The 15,034-nt window shown below is 61.9% G+C and carries 12 protein-coding genes; 7 read left to right on the forward strand and 5 right to left on the reverse strand.

Going from position 1 to position 15,034, the window contains the following annotated elements:
- Positions 1-56 precede the first annotated feature (56 nt).
- Positions 57-1,739 carry an HDOD domain-containing protein gene (locus ACNOHI_RS07820; RefSeq protein ID WP_420474112.1) on the forward strand — a complete coding sequence of 561 codons (1,683 nt, stop codon included), beginning with the start codon at positions 57-59 and terminating at the stop codon, positions 1,737-1,739.
- Here ACNOHI_RS07820 and ACNOHI_RS07825 read toward each other — a convergent pair.
- The gene (locus ACNOHI_RS07825; protein WP_420474113.1) at positions 1,736-2,782 is read right to left on the reverse strand and encodes a serine/threonine protein kinase; all 1,047 of its coding nucleotides are present in this window, start codon (positions 2,780-2,782) and stop codon (positions 1,736-1,738) included. The genes ACNOHI_RS07820 and ACNOHI_RS07825 overlap by 4 nt on opposite strands.
- A 73-nt stretch (positions 2,783-2,855) precedes the next feature.
- Positions 2,856-3,995, reverse strand: coding sequence for a GNAT family N-acetyltransferase (locus ACNOHI_RS07830; RefSeq protein ID WP_420474114.1), 1,140 nt, complete (start codon positions 3,993-3,995; stop codon positions 2,856-2,858).
- A 167-nt stretch (positions 3,996-4,162) separates the two neighbouring features.
- Between ACNOHI_RS07830 and ACNOHI_RS07835 the strand changes: the two genes are divergently transcribed.
- Positions 4,163-6,214 carry an NAD(+) synthase gene (locus ACNOHI_RS07835; RefSeq protein ID WP_420474115.1) on the forward strand — a complete coding sequence of 684 codons (2,052 nt, stop codon included), beginning with the start codon at positions 4,163-4,165 and terminating at the stop codon, positions 6,212-6,214.
- A 140-nt stretch (positions 6,215-6,354) separates the two neighbouring features.
- The gene (locus ACNOHI_RS07840) at positions 6,355-6,693 is read left to right on the forward strand and encodes a P-II family nitrogen regulator (protein ID WP_420474116.1); all 339 of its coding nucleotides are present in this window, start codon (positions 6,355-6,357) and stop codon (positions 6,691-6,693) included.
- A gap of 64 nt (positions 6,694-6,757) precedes the next feature.
- Here ACNOHI_RS07840 and ACNOHI_RS07845 read toward each other — a convergent pair whose 3' ends face one another.
- The 3 genes from ACNOHI_RS07845 to trxB are packed head-to-tail and all read right to left on the reverse strand — an operon-like array spanning position 6,758 to position 9,070.
- The gene (locus tag ACNOHI_RS07845; protein WP_420474117.1) at positions 6,758-7,360 is read right to left on the reverse strand and encodes a trimeric intracellular cation channel family protein; all 603 of its coding nucleotides are present in this window, start codon (positions 7,358-7,360) and stop codon (positions 6,758-6,760) included.
- Positions 7,361-7,419: 59 nt separating this feature from the next.
- The gene (locus tag ACNOHI_RS07850; RefSeq protein ID WP_420474118.1) at positions 7,420-8,058 is read right to left on the reverse strand and encodes a Smr/MutS family protein; all 639 of its coding nucleotides are present in this window, start codon (positions 8,056-8,058) and stop codon (positions 7,420-7,422) included.
- Positions 8,059-8,113: 55 nt separating this feature from the next.
- Positions 8,114-9,070 (reverse strand): thioredoxin-disulfide reductase, encoded by a 957-nt coding sequence (trxB, locus tag ACNOHI_RS07855; RefSeq protein ID WP_420474119.1) that lies wholly within the window; start codon positions 9,068-9,070, stop codon positions 8,114-8,116.
- 209 nt (positions 9,071-9,279) lie between these two features.
- Here trxB and ACNOHI_RS07860 point away from each other — a divergent pair, with 209 nt between their 5' ends.
- The 4 genes from ACNOHI_RS07860 (at position 9,280) to serS (ending at position 15,022) form a co-directional block, all read left to right on the forward strand.
- On the forward strand, positions 9,280-11,616 hold the full coding sequence (locus ACNOHI_RS07860) for a DNA translocase FtsK (RefSeq protein ID WP_420474120.1): 2,337 nt from the start codon (positions 9,280-9,282) through the stop codon (positions 11,614-11,616).
- Between the two features lie 10 nt (positions 11,617-11,626).
- Positions 11,627-12,286, forward strand: coding sequence for an outer membrane lipoprotein chaperone LolA (gene lolA, locus ACNOHI_RS07865; protein ID WP_420474121.1), 660 nt, complete (start codon positions 11,627-11,629; stop codon positions 12,284-12,286).
- Between the two features lie 33 nt (positions 12,287-12,319).
- Positions 12,320-13,615, forward strand: a complete 1,296-nt coding sequence (locus tag ACNOHI_RS07870; RefSeq protein WP_420474122.1) for a replication-associated recombination protein A — start codon at positions 12,320-12,322, stop codon at positions 13,613-13,615.
- A gap of 111 nt (positions 13,616-13,726) precedes the next feature.
- Positions 13,727-15,022 (forward strand): serine--tRNA ligase, encoded by a 1,296-nt coding sequence (gene serS / locus ACNOHI_RS07875; RefSeq protein ID WP_420474123.1) that lies wholly within the window; start codon positions 13,727-13,729, stop codon positions 15,020-15,022.
- Positions 15,023-15,034: the final 12 nt, after the last annotated feature.

The following is a 15,034-nucleotide window of genomic DNA, read 5'->3' on the forward strand; positions in this document are numbered from 1 at the left end:
ATCGTGAATGCGTCATTATTGACCTTCCCAGTGCGCACTCTCAGGAACTGTTTAACGTGGTATTCGAAAATACAGGGCCGGCAAAGACCGATGTTCAGTTCTGGGCCGGGGACGACAAGCCCGCCAACCGTGCGCTCGAGCGGCTGCTGCAGAAAATCAGCTCCGAAACGGACCTTCCTACGCTGGGGAGTTCGGTGTCGCGCGTTGTGCAAATGACATCGTCGGATGGCGAGGCCGTCAGGAATCTCGCGCATTTCATCCTCTCGGATGTCGCGCTGACGCAGAAGATCCTTCGCATTTCGAATACCGTCTGCTATCGCACCGCGTCCGGCACGCCCGTCACGACGGTGTCCAAGGCCATCTTTCTGCTCGGATTCGATACAGTGAAGACGGCAGCGCTGGCGATGTTGCTGGTCGATGGCATGTCCGGAAAAAACGCGAAAAGCGTGCGCAACGAGCTCAGCCATGCCCTTTGCGCAAGTATTGTCGGACGCGAGATTGCGCGCCGCAGCCATTTCAAGGATGCGGAAGAAGCAGCGGTCGCCGCGCTGTTCAAGAATATCGGCCGCGTCCTCGTCGCGGCGCACGACCACGATCAATACGACAAGATCACATCGCTGGTGGAGGCCGGGACGCATACTCCGGCACAAGCTTCCCAGCAGGTTCTTGGCTGCAGTTTCGACCTCCTCGCAGAATCGGTCCTGCGCGAATGGAACATCCCCGAGAGCATCGTCCAGGCCTTGAATCCGCCGCCGCCCGGCGTGCTCAAGCCGGCGAAGGGCCGGCAGGAATGGCTTCAACAGGTCGCCGCCTTCAGCTCTGCCGCTGCGCGCCTGATTCCCTCGGCGAATACGCCCGGGCAGGAAGCGGCAAGCAAGGCTGTGCTGACACGCTTCGGCGCCGCGCTGGGCATGGATTACGCCAAGCTCAACCAGTTGTTCGCGGGCGTCGTGCAGGAAACCCGAGTCATTGCGAGCAGCACCGAACTGGCCTTGCACAACGACGAACATGACCACGCCCATGCGCATGACGATGAAGCCGTGCCGGCAGGGCAGCCAGCGCCTGCCGCGGCTCCTGCGCCCGGCGATGCGCCCGCGCCGGACAGCAAGGGGGGAAGTACGCCGGACGTGGAAGGCGACTTGCCGAGCGAGCTTCTGCTGGACGTCCTCGACGAACCGCAAGCCCTGCAGGTAACGGAACGCCACGCGAGCGGAAAGCCGGTGAATGCGCGCGATCTGTTACTGGCTGGCGTGCAGGACGTGACGCAAATGATGGCGTCCGGCCGATGCAAGGTGAACGACCTGATGCTGCTGGTCCTCGAGACGCTCTACAGCAGCATGGGATTCCGGTTTGCGACGGTTTGCCTGAAAGACGTGCATACCCACCAGTTCCGTGCCCGGATCTCGATGGGTGAAAAGAACGCGGAACGCCAGGCCAATTTCGTGTTTCCTGTGCATACCGCGCGGGACCTGTTCCACCTGGCGATGGAAAACAACGCCGATCTCATGATTTCCGATGCGACCGCGCCAAAAATCCGCGACCTGCTTCCCGCCTGGCATCGCGCCTTGCTGCCGGATGCGCGCAGCTTCATCGTGCTGCCGCTGGTCGTGCAGAAAAAGCAGCTCGGCCTGTTCTACGCCGATCGTGCCCAGCCCGCTCCCGAGGGTGTGCCTTCGGATGAGACCTCACTGATCAAGACCCTGAAGGGCCAGGTGCTGACCGCGCTCAACTCCCGTTAGCGGAACAGCAGCGTTGCCGCGGTGGCGGCGGTGCCCGCCAGCAGGACGCCTGCTGTCCAGTACAGGCCGCGACGGGAAACGGACAGGGTGCGCGGACCACGTTGGTCAAGAGCGCGAACCGGAATCTTCATCCGGCGCCGTGCGCGCCGCTGCCGCACGAGGTAACGCTTGATGTCCAGCGCCATCCTTTCCGCGGTTTCGTAGCGCTTCTCCGGGCGTTTGCGCATCGCCTTCATCACGATGTCGGACAATGCCACGGGAATGCGGTAATCGACTTCATGCGGCGCCGGCGGCGCTTTGCTTGCGATCTGCTGCAGGAGCTTGTCGGCATTCGAAGAGTGAAAGGGCTTGCGGCCGACCAGCATCTCGTACATCACGGCGCCGAGTGAATAAATGTCGGTACGGGCATCGACCGGCTTCCCCGCGGCCTGCTCCGGGGACATGTAGTTCGGGGTGCCAAGCAGCCGGTTGCCCACCAGGAGCGTGACGGGATCATCCGGATCGGCGTTCTTTTCGGCGACCCGATTCGGCGCCCGCGCGATGCCGAAATCGACGAGCTTGGGCTGGTCGTCCGCCATCATGAAAATGTTCGCCGGCTTCACGTCGCGATGGATCACGTCGCGCTGGTGCGCGTGGTTCAATGCATCGGCAATCTTCCAGACGATGGACGCGACGTCATCGGGCGCGAAACGATGTCCGCTGTCGAGAATCTTGTTGAGTTCCCGCCCGCGCAGGTACTCCATCGCGATGTAGGTGGTCCCGTGTTCGACTGACGCGTCGTAGACGGTCACGATGTGCGGATGGGAGAGCAGTCCTGCCGCCCTTGCTTCGTTGATGAACTGCAGCTCGTGGCGATTCCGTTCGGCTGGCGTCAGGCGCGGATGGTAGGTCTTGATGGCGATGTCCCGGCCGATCACCGGATCGTGTCCAAGGTAGACGCACCCGACGGTGCCACGGCCAAGCTCGCGTGTGATGTAGAACCGTCCGATCCGGGTCACGGCCGGACTGTCAGGGGCGAGCGATGCGGATGGCGGGTAAGGCATGGTGGCGACAGCATGCCGTGAAGTGTTTAATTTGGCAAGGTTTGGCGAATGGCGCGATCGGTTTGACTGCCGATTACCGCATTTCCCGGTACGGCTGGCGGTCGTTGAGCTCGTCCAGGTAGGCGTCGATGCCGCCTGCTTCCTGCTGGAGGAAGCGCTCGACCGCGTCGGCGAACGCGGGATGGGCCAGCCAGTGCGCCGACCAGGTGCGGTGCGGAAGGAAGCCGCGCGCCATCTTGTGCTCCCCCTGCGCACCGCCCTCGAAGCAGGGGATCTTTTGAGCGATGCAAAAATCGAGCGGCTGGTAATACGCCGTTTCGAAGTGCAGGCAGGGGATGTCTTCCATCGTGCCCCAGTAGCGGCCGTAGAGCGTGCTCTCATCGTGGACGACGAAGGAGCACGCCACCGGCCGTCCATGGCGTTCCGCCACAATCAGGCGCAGGTGCTGCGGCATCGTTCGCCCCAGTCGCTGGAAAAATGCCAGGTTCAGGTAGGGTGTGGAGTAATGTGCGGCATAGGTGCGGTCATAGCAGCGTTTGAAGAATCGCCAGTCCGCCTCGGTCGCTTCAGTCCCCGGCACGTGCCGGAATGTGACGTCGGCTTCCCGCACCTTGCGGCGCTCGGCACGAATGTTCTTCCGCTTCTTCCGGTCGAGCGTGGACAGAAAATCCTCGAAATCACGGTACCCCTGATTGACCCAGTGGAATTGCACGCCGGTGCGCAGCATGAAGCCCGCATCCTTCAATTTGCGCGCCTGTGACTCGGGCGGGAAAAGGATGTGGGTGGATGACAAGCCGTTAGCTTCCTGCAGACCGTACAGCGCCTCGATCAGCCTGTCTGATGCTTCCTCGGTCCGCGCCAAAAGACGTGACCCGGCGACCGGCGTGAATGGAATCGCAGACAGCAGCTTGGGGTAATAGTCGAGGCCATTGCGGCGGTAAGCGTCAGCCCAGGCCCAGTCGAACACGTACTCGCCATAAGAGTGCGATTTGACATAGAGCGGCAGCGCCGCCTCCAGCGATTGTCCCCGCCAGAGCGTCAGGTATTGCGGCTGCCAGCCGCTATCGGGCGACGCGCACCCGGTCGCGTGCAATGCGTGGAGAAATGCAAACGAGAGAAACGGGTTGCGCTCTTGTTGAGTGGCAACCAAGGCGTCCCAACTTGCCTGTCCGATCTCGTCAAGGGAGGAAACGATTTGCGTGCGATAATTCACTATTGATATCAAACCATCCTGTGCCTCAGGCTGGAAGCGCGCATTGAACCGATGCAACGCTATTCCCTCCGCGTACGCCTGCTGCTGTGCTGTTCATTCTACGCAAATTCGGCAGAACGGTTCGACGCGCCACGCTCCGGCCCCCGGCACACAAGGTAAGGCAGACGATGAATACGGAGTTTTTCAACATCTATTCGCACGACTTCGCCCGCGTGGCGGTCGGGGTGCCGACCTGCCGGGTAGCTGATCCGGTGTACAACGCGAAGGAAACAATTGCGCTTGCCGCCGAGGCCGAAAAGAATGGCGCCGCACTGATTGCCTTTCCCGAACTGGGATTATCGGCTTACACCTGCGACGATCTTTTCCACCAGAAAGCCTTGCTCGAGGCGTCACTGAGTGCACTGGCATCCATTGTCGACGCATCGGCAAAACTCAAACTGACCATGATCGTGGGCATGCCGCTTCGCGTCGAGCACCAGCTGTTCAACTGCGGGGTCGTCGTCGCCGGTGGCCGGGTACACGGCGTCGTGCCCAAGAGTTATCTGCCCAATTACGGCGAATTTTACGAGGCCCGGCAGTTCAGTCCCGCCGACAGCGTCACGGTGAGCGAGATCAACCTGCTGGGTAACCAGGTGCCGTTTGGCGCCAACCTGCTGTTTGAAGTGGAAAACCTGCAGCACTTCCGCTTCCATGTCGAAATCTGCGAAGACGTCTGGGTGCCAATCCCGCCGTCGACGTTTGCTGCGCTCGCCGGGGCGACGGTGCTGGTCAACCTTTCCGCTTCGAACATCGTCGTCGGCAAGGCCCGCTACCGGCATCAGCTGGTGTCGCAGCAATCCGCGCGCTGCCTGTCGGCCTACCTGTATTCGTCGGCCGGAAAAGGCGAATCATCGACCGACATGGCATGGGACGGGCAAGCCTTGATTTACGAGAACGGCGAACTGCTTGCCGAATCGCAGCGGTTCTCGGACAGTTCGCACCTCATCTACGGCGATGTCGACCTCGACAGGCTGTCGCGTGAGAGGATGCGGATGTCCACGTTCGGTGATTCGGTCCGGCGCCATGCCGCCGAAGTCGGCAAATTCAGGAAGATTGCTTTTGCGCTCGACCTTCCAGTGAAGGGAAAGCTGCCGCTGAAGCGAAACGTCGAGCGCTTTCCCTATGTGCCTTCCGACGCCAGCCGGCGCGACGAGCGGTGCAGCGAGGTCTACAACATCCAGGTGCAGGCGCTGGTCCAGCGCCTGTCGGCGTCGCGTATTTCGAAGGTGGTCATCGGCGTGTCGGGTGGCCTCGACTCTACCCATGCGTTGCTGGTGTGCGCCAAGGCCATGGATCGCCTTGGGCTCCCGCGCAAGAATATCGTCGGCGTCACCATGCCCGGATTCGCCACCAGCGAGCGTACGCTCCTCCAGGCTCGGCAGTTGATGGACGTGGTTGGCTGCGAAGCGATGGAAATCGACATTCGCCCAAGCTGCCTGCAGATGCTGAAAGACCTTGGACATGCGTATGCAGCCGGCGAGGAAAATTACGATGTCACGTTCGAGAACGTGCAGGCAGGGGAAAGGACGAGCCACCTGTTCCGGCTCGCGAACCACCGGCAGGGCATCGTTATCGGCACGGGCGACCTGAGTGAGCTCGCGCTGGGATGGTGCACCTACGGCGTAGGCGACCACATGTCGCACTACAACGTGAATGCGAGCGTGCCCAAGACCCTGATCGTCCACCTCGTGCGCTGGGTCGCGGAAACCGGGCAGATTGGCGAGGCAGGTTCCGACATCCTGCTCAGTGTGCTTGATACGGATATCAGTCCGGAACTCGTGCCGGGCAAGGGTAAGGACGCGCCGGAACAGAAGACCGAGAGCGTGATCGGGCCGTACGAGCTGCAGGACTTCAATCTCTACTACACCCTGCGTTTCGGGTTCACGCCGTCGAAGGTCGCCTTCCTCGCCCATTCGGCTTGGGGTGATCGCGAGGCCGGGCGCTGGCCGGAAGGCGCGCATGTGGCGCGCAACGAGTACGGGGTAGGGGATATCAAGCGCAACCTCGCCATCTTCCTGCGTAGGTTCTTCCAGACCAGCCAGTTCAAGAGGACGTGCGTGCCGAATTCGCCGAAGGTGGGCTCGGGCGGGTCATTGTCTCCTCGAGGTGACTGGCGCGCACCCAGCGATTCCGAATCCGTCGTGTGGATGGAGGACCTGAAACGCATCCCGGAGCAATGAAAGATATCCGGCGTCAACCCCGTTCCTGCGCAGCATTGCCGTGAGCATTGCGGCAGGGTATCGTAGCGGGAAAATAGGGTGCGCGCCGCGCGATTGATTACAATATGCAAATCGTAAGTGATACAAACTAAGGAGCTGTCATGAAGCTGGTTACTGCAATCATCAAACCTTTCAAGCTGGACGAAGTGCGCGAAGCGCTCGGCGAAATCGGCGTCACCGGCCTGACCGTGACTGAAGTCAAGGGTTTCGGCCGCCAGAAGGGCCATACCGAACTGTATCGCGGCGCTGAGTATGTCGTGGACTTCCTGCCGAAGGTGAAGATCGAGGCAGTCATCGACGAGAAGGTAGTCGAGCAGGCTGTGGATGCCATCATCAAGGCGGCACGCACCGGCAAGATCGGCGACGGCAAGATCTTCGTTCGCGAAGTCGAACAGGTCATTCGTATCCGTACCGGCGAAACCGGCGCAGACGCGGTTTAAGCCAGGATTTTCTGAAAGGCCCGGCGGAGGCGATGCTTCCGCCGGGCCTTGTCGTTTTCGGGGGCTATTCGATCTTCACGCCCTTGGCCCAAGTCACCATGCGGAAAACGCTGATTACCAAGGCGCTTGACCACAGTGAAAAATCCGGCGGTACGCCCGCCTTTTGCATCAGCAGGTACATCCAGCAGCCGGCAAACGAACAGATCGCATAAGGCTTGCCGTCGCGCAGGACCATTGGAATTTCGTTGCAGATGATGTCGCGCAGTACGCCGCCGAAAATGCCGGTGATGACGCCCATCATTGAGGCAATGAACAGGGGCATCCCCGCCTCGAGCGCTTGCGACACGCCGACAATTGAAAACAGTCCCAGGCCGAGTGCGTCGGCAAAAACAATCAATTTTTCCGAAATGAGCTTGCGCAGGGTGCGGATGGCGGGAGCAGCGACCAGCGCGAGGAGGAAGATCAGGATCGCGTATTCCTGATGGTTGACCCAGAACAGCGGCCGACGGTCGAGCAGGATGTCACGCAGTGTGCCGCCGCCGAACGCGGTGATGAAGGCGACGGTGAAAATCCCGACCACATCCATCTTCTTGCTCCGGGCTTCGATGAAGCCGGAAAAGGCGCCCACCAGAATCGCGACGATTTCGAGGATCTTGATCAGGGTCATGCGCGGCGGGGCAGGAGTTGTTTGTCCTGCATGATACTTGCCGCAGGGAGGAAAGCAAGTTACGCCTTGAGCAGCACCACCAGCGCTCCCGCGCCGCCCTCCGCCGCGCGTGCCTGGCAAAAGGCGATCACTTCCTCCTTCTGCACCAGCCAGCTGCGCACCTTGCTCTTCAATACCGGCTCCTTGTTGACCGAGCCGAGGCCTTTGCCGTGGATGACGCGCACGCAGCGCAGGCCGCGCTTGACGGCATTGCGCAGGAATTCGGCAAGCGCTTCGCGAGCTTCTTCGCGGCGCATGCCGTGCAGGTCGAGCTGGGCCTGGATCACCCAGTTCCCGCGGCGCAGCTTGCGCAGGATGTCGCCGCTGATGCCCGGGCGTGCGTAGCTCAGTTCATCGTCGGTATCGAGCAGGGTATCGACATTGAATTCGTCCGACAGCGATTCCTCGAGCGCGGCCTGTTCGTCGGCCATGCGTTGGCGTGCAACCGGCGACGGGCGTTCTCCGGGATGCTCAGCCTTGTTGGAAGGGGAGATCGGTTTGACGTCGCCGATGGATTTGCGGAAGAGTTCGGCGTCGCGGCGGCTTTCCTTTTCGCGCCGGAGGCGTTCTTCCTCGGCGGCCTTGCGCGCTTCTTCCTGAGCCTTGATCGTTGCTCGCAGGCCTTTCAAGGCGGCGAAGTCTTTGATGGAGCCGGACATGATGAATTCCTGAAGCCGCCCGCGATGCTCGCGGGCGGCGTACTGCGGGGTTGGATCAGCCTTCCAGGCTTTCCAGGTAACGCTGCGCGTCGAGCGCGGCCATGCAGCCGGTGCCGGCGCTGGTCACTGCCTGGCGGTACACATGGTCCTGCACGTCGCCTGCGGCAAACACGCCGGGGATATTGGTGGCCGTGGCAAAGCCTTCCGAGCCGCCCTTGGTCCTGATATAGCCATTCTGCATTTCCAGCTGGCCTTCGAAGATGCTGGTGTTCGGCTTGTGGCCGATGGCGATGAACACGCCTTGCACCGGAAGCGGCGTGACGCTGCCATCCTTGGTCGACTTGATGTTGATGCCGGTGACGCCGGAGGTGTCGCCCGTCACTTCGTCCAGTGTATGGTCCCACTTCACCTCGATCTTGCCTTCCTCCACCTTCGCCATCAGACGATCGATCAGGATCGGCTCGGCGCGGAACTTGTTGCGGCGGTGGATCACCGTGACCTTGCTGGCGATGTTGGACAGGTAGAGCGCTTCCTCGACCGCGGTATTGCCGCCGCCGACAACCGCCACGGCCTGGTTCTTGTAGAAGAAACCGTCGCAGGTCGCGCAGGCCGACACGCCCTTGCCCATGAAGGATTCTTCGGACGGCAGGCCGAGGTATTGCGCGGACGCGCCGGTGGCGATGATCAGCGAATCGCAGGTGTATTCGCCGGAATCGCCGATCAGGCGGATCGGCTTTTCATTCAGCTTCGCAGTGTGAATGTAGTCGAACACGATTTCGGTGTTGAAACGCTCCGCGTGCTGCAGCAGGCGCTGCATCAGTTCGGGGCCCTGCACGCCCATCGGGTCGCCAGGCCAGTTTTCGACGTCGGTGGTGGTCATCAGCTGACCGCCCTGTTCGACGCCGGTAATGAGTACGGGCTTCAGGTTGGCGCGCGCGGCATAGACCGCGGCGCTGTAGCCGGCCGGGCCGGAACCGATAATCAGTACGTGGGCGTGTTTCGTGGTTGCCATAGCAATAGATGGGGGAGTGAAGGAATTCGTCGGGGTAGGCGATACATATGTCGCCAAAAGGCAAATATTCAAGCGCTTCCCGAGCACTTATTCGGGATTGCTCCTGAAAAACTGGTTAAGATTATAGACGAACCCGCACCCCGCAGCCGAGCAGCGCGACCAATTCGCCCGCTTTGCGGCCCGGCGTTTCACCGAATTTCGCAGGCACCATGACCAAAACAACACAAGCTTATACCCGCAACACCAATCCGCCCGAAGCGCATCCCTTGCCGAACCGGCTCGTGCGCCTCCTGTCCGAGGCGCGCTGGTTCGTGCTGACCATCGTTACCGTCTACCTTCTTCTTGCCTTTCTGACATATACGAAGACCGACCCGGGCTGGTCCCAGGCCAACGTCGTGCCGCAGATCCAGAACTGGGGCGGCCGGCTCGGCGCATGGATCGCCGACCTGATGCTGTTCATTTTCGGTTTTTCCGCATGGTGGTTCGGCGTGTTCATGCTGCGCTCGGTGTGGGCCGGCTATCGCCGGCTGTCGCATCGCTTCCTGTTGCAGAAGGAGCCGGAGCCCGAGCACCACCAGGAAGTCTGGATCCGCTCAATCGGTTTCATGCTCATGCTGATCGGCAGCGTTGCGATCGAATACCTGCGCATGTATTCCCACAAGGCGCAGTTGCCGCGCGCGCCTGGCGGGGTGCTTGGCGAACTCATCGGCGGGGCGGCGCAGAACTCCTTTGGCTTCACCGGCGCGACGTTGTTCCTGCTGCTGATCTTCGGCGTCGGCTTCAGCCTGTTCTTCCACGTCTCATGGCTCAGCGTGGCGGAGCGTGTCGGCGGCGCGATCGAGGATGGCATCAACGGCATCCGCAAGCTGTACTCCGCGCGGGAAGACCGCAAGGTCGGACAGGTGGCCGCCGTCAAGCGCGAAGAGACCGTGGTGCAGGAGCGCGCGAAGATCGTCGAAGCGACGCCGATCCGCATTGAACCGCAGGTCGTTAGCGTGCCGAAGTCGGAGCGCGTCGAGAAGGAAAAGCAGGTGTCGCTGTTTGCCGACCTGCCCGACACCAACCTGCCGCCGCTTTCGCTGCTGGATGAGCCGCCGCCGGCGCAGGAGACGGTGAGCGTCGAGACGCTGGAATTCACCAGCCGCCTGATCGAGAAGAAGCTGTCGGATTTCGGCGTCGAAGCAAAAGTGGTTGCCGCCTACCCGGGCCCGGTGATTACCCGTTACGAGATCGAACCCGCTACCGGCGTGAAGGGTAGCCAGATCGTCAACCTCGCCCGCGACCTGGCGCGCTCGCTGTCGCTGACCTCGATCCGCGTCGTCGAGACCATTCCGGGCAAGAACTACATGGGCCTGGAACTGCCGAATCCGAAGCGCCAGATCGTGCGCCTGACCGAGATCCTCGGCTCCAAGGTGTACAACGACAGCCATGCATCGCTGACCGTCGCGCTGGGCAAGGACATCGCCGGCAATCCGGTCGTTGCCGACCTGGCCAAGATGCCGCACTTGCTGGTCGCAGGTACGACCGGCTCGGGCAAATCCGTGGGCATCAACGCTACCATCCTGTCGCTGCTGTACAAATCCGACCCCAACAGCGTGCGCATGATCCTGATCGATCCGAAGATGTTGGAAATGTCGGTGTATGAGGGCATCCCGCACTTGCTGGCCCCGGTCGTGACCGACATGCGCCAGGCCGGCAACGCGCTGAACTGGGCGGTGGCCGAGATGGAGCGCCGCTACAAGCTGATGTCCAAGCTGGGCGTACGCAACCTCGCCGGCTACAACAACAAGATCGCCGAGGCGGAAAAGAAAGAGGAAAAGATCCCGAATCCGTTCAGCCTCACGCCGGACGCCCCGGAACCGCTGGACAAGCTGCCCACCATTGTCATCATCATCGACGAGCTGGCCGACTTGATGATGGTGGTCGGCAAGAAGGTCGAGGAACTGATTGCCCGTATCGCGCAAAAGGCGCGCGCCGCCGGTATCCACCTGATCCTTGCGACCCAGCGCCCGTCGGTCGACGTCATCACCGGCCTGATCAAGGCTAATATCCCGACACGCATCGCTTTCCAGGTGAGCAGCAAGATCGACTCGCGCACCATCCTCGACCAGATGGGCGCGGAAACCCTGCTCGGTATGGGCGACATGCTTTACATGCCGCCGGGGACGGGCCTGCCGATCCGCGTGCACGGCGCCTTCGTGTCGGATGACGAGGTGCACCGTGTCGTGCAGCACCTCAAGGCGCAAGGGGAACCCAATTACATTGAAGGAATCCTAGAAGGTGGTGTCCTCGAAGAAGGAGGCGAGGCTGCATTCGGCGGCGAGGGCGGCGGCGATGGCGAGTCCGACGCGCTTTACGACCAGGCCGTGGCCGTGGTTCTAAAGAACCGTCGCGCGTCGATCTCGCTCGTGCAACGTCACTTGCGCATCGGCTACAATCGCGCAGCCCGCCTGCTCGAGCAAATGGAGCAGAGCGGTCTTGTTTCTTCGATGCAATCGAACGGCAACCGGGAAATCCTCGCGCCGGCATCGAACAACCCTGAATAGGAAAGCGGCTTTGAACCAGACAGTACGTCGAACATTTTCTATCGCACAGCACGCCGCGCGCCTCGTCGCGGCGTGTGCGTTTGTAGTGCCTGCAGTTGCCAGCGCCTCCGCACTGGACCAGTTCAAGACCTTTGTCAGCACGACCAAGGCCGCCAAGGGCGAGTTCGTGCAGAAGCAGGTCAAGTCCGTGGGCAAGGGCGAGACGGCCGCCAATTCGTCGACCGGCACCTTCCTGTTCGCGCGGCCGGGCAAGTTCATCTGGACCTACCAGAAGCCCTACGAGCAGTTGCTGCAGGCCGACGGCCAGAAGCTCTACATCTACGACAAGGACCTGAACCAGGTTACCGTGAAGCAGCTTGGCGACGCGCTCGGCTCTTCGCCGGCGGCCATCCTCTTCGGCAGCAACGATCTGGAAAAGAATTTCACGCTGAAGGAAGCCGGTGCCAAGGACGGCCTCGAATGGCTCGAAGCCACGCCGAAGACGAAGGACACGACCTTCGACCGTATCGGCATCGGCCTGAAGGATGGCGTGCCGCAGGCGATGGAGCTGCGCGATTCTTTCGGACAAGTATCGCTGCTCACCTTCAGGAAGTTTGAAAAGAACCCGTCGATCGCGGCGGACCAGTTCCGCTTCGTGGTGCCCAAGGGCGCCGACGTGTTCCAGCAATAACACAAGAACAGCGGGCCGAACCCGCCCGACACCATGGCAAATATTCCGCTCGCCGAACGCCTTCGGCCCCAATCGCTTGATGAGGTGATCGGCCAGCAGCATCTGCTGGGCACGGGCAAGCCGCTACGCGTCGCCTTTGAATCGGGCGAGCCGCATTCCATGATCCTGTGGGGCCCGCCCGGTGTGGGCAAGACCACGCTCGCGCGCCTCATGGCCGACAGCTTCAACGCGGAGTTCATCGCCTTGTCTGCGGTGCTGTCGGGGGTGAAGGACATCCGCGAGGCGGTCGAGCACGCGCAAATCGTGCAGGCGAACTCGGGGCGACGTACCATCCTGTTCGTCGATGAGGTGCACCGCTTCAACAAGAGCCAGCAGGATGCCTTCCTGCCGCACGTCGAGAGCGGATTGTTCACTTTCATCGGCGCCACCACGGAGAACCCGTCGTTCGAAGTGAACAGCGCGCTGCTCTCGCGCGCGGCCGTGTACGTGCTGAAGTCGCTGTCCGAAGAAGACCTCGACGAACTCGTCGACCGCGCCTGCATTCAGGAGCTGGACGGTCTGGATTTCACGCCCGAGGCCAAGGCGACGTTAATCGCCAGCGCCGACGGCGACGGCCGCAAATTGCTCAACAATCTCGAGATCGTCTCCCGCGCGGCAGCAGCCAAAGACTCGCAGGAAGTCGACGAAGCGCTTCTCGGCACTGCGCTCGCCGAGAACCTCCGCCGCTTCGACAAGGGCGGCGATGCGTTTTACGACCAGATTTCGGCCTTGCACAAGTCGGTGCGCGGCTCGAACCCCGACGGCGCCTTGTACTGGCTGGTGCGGATGCTCGACGGCGGCGCCGACCCGCGTTATCTCGCACGGAGGATCATTCGGATGGCCGCCGAGGATATCGGGCTGGCCGACCCGCGCGCGCTGCGCATCTCGCTGGATGCCGCCGAAGTGTACGAACGGCTGGGCTCGCCGGAAGGCGAACTCGCCCTGGCCGAAGCCGTCGTGTTCCTTTCCTGCGCCGCCAAGTCGAACGCGGTTTACAACGCCTACAACGCCGCGCGCGCCTTTGTCGCCAAGGACAAGTCGCGCCCCGTCCCCGAGCATCTGCGCAACGCGCCGACCAAGCTGATGAAGGAACTTGGCTACGGCAAGCTGTACCGCTACGCGCATGACGAGCCGGATGCTTATGCGGCGGGTGAGACCTACCTGCCGGAAGGCATGCGCGAGCCAGGCTGGTACCAGCCGACACCGCGCGGCCTGGAAGGCAAGATCGGCGAAAAGCTGAACTACCTGCGCTCCCTGGACCGCGAAGCGCGCAAGAACGAAAAGAAATAGCCAGCCGGAAGCGGTTTTGGCTGTGATCAAGGTTTTGCCCTTCCGCGCTTGGCGGGAATGCGCCCCGCGCTTGGTACAATGGCGGTTTAGTCTTCTCAACCCGGCATTTCCATGATCGACATTCAACTTCTCCGCAAAGACATCGACACCGTCGCCGCCCGCCTGGCCGCGCGCAAGTTCCAGCTCGACGTCGCCGCCTTCAACGCGCTTGAAGCCGAGCGCAAGCAGATCCAGACCCGCACCGAAGAGCTCCAGGGCAAGCGCAATGCACTTTCCAAGCAAATCGGCATGCTCAAGGGCAAGGGTGAAGACACGACGGCGGTGATGGCGGAAGTGGCCGGCATCGGCGACGAGCTGAAGGCATCGGCCGAACGCCTCGACGTCATCCAGGCAAAGATGAGCGAATTCATGCTCGCCATCCCCAACCTGCCGCATGAGTCCGTGCCGGCCGGCCAGGATGAGTCGGCCAACGTGGAAGTGCGCAAGGTCGGCACGCCGCGCAGCTTCGATTTTGAGGTGAAGGACCATGTCGACGTCGGCGCGGCGCTCGGCCTCGATTTCGATGTCGCTACCAAGCTGACGGGTTCCCGCTTTGCGGTGATGAAGAGCGGCATCGCCCGCCTGCACCGCGCCCTTGCCCAGTTCATGCTGGACACGCACATCAACGAGCACGGCTACACCGAGTGCTACACCCCCTACATCGTCAACGCCGACTCCTTGCGCGGTACCGGCCAGCTGCCGAAGTTCGAAGCCGACCTGTTTGCGGCGAAGAAGGGCGGCCAGGAAGGCGAGGGCGAAGCGCTGTACCTGATCCCGACCTCCGAAGTCCCGCTGACCAACATGGTGCGCGACGAAATCGTTGCCGGCGATGCACTGCCGATCAAGATGACCGCGCACACCCCGTGCTTCCGCTCCGAGGCGGGCAGCTACGGCCGCGACACGCGCGGCATGATCCGCCAGCACCAGTTCGACAAGGTCGAGATGGTGCAGGTCGTGCATCCGGAGAAATCCTACGAAGCGCTGGAGGAAATGGTTGGCCACGCGGAAAACATCCTGAAGAAGCTCGGCCTGCCGTACCGCGTGATCACGCTATGCACCGGCGATATGGGCTTCGGCGCTGCCAAGACTTACGATCTCGAAGTCTGGCTCCCGGCGCAGAATACCTACCGTGAAATTTCTTCCGTATCGAACTGCGAGGCCTTCCAGGCGCGCCGCATGCAGGCCCGTTTCCGCAATGCCCAGGGCAAGCCGGAACTGGCGCACACGCTCAACGGTTCCGGCCTGGCGGTCGGCCGTACGCTGGTCGCGATCCTCGAGAACTACCAGCAGGCCGACGGCAGTGTCGATATTCCGGAAGCATTGCAGTCCTACATGGGCGGCATGAAGCGCCTCGCTCCCGCGGCATAAGCCGGCAAAGGC

The sequence above is a fragment of the Noviherbaspirillum sp. ST9 genome, from assembly GCF_048799745.1.
Taxonomy (GTDB): domain Bacteria; phylum Pseudomonadota; class Gammaproteobacteria; order Burkholderiales; family Burkholderiaceae_D; genus Noviherbaspirillum.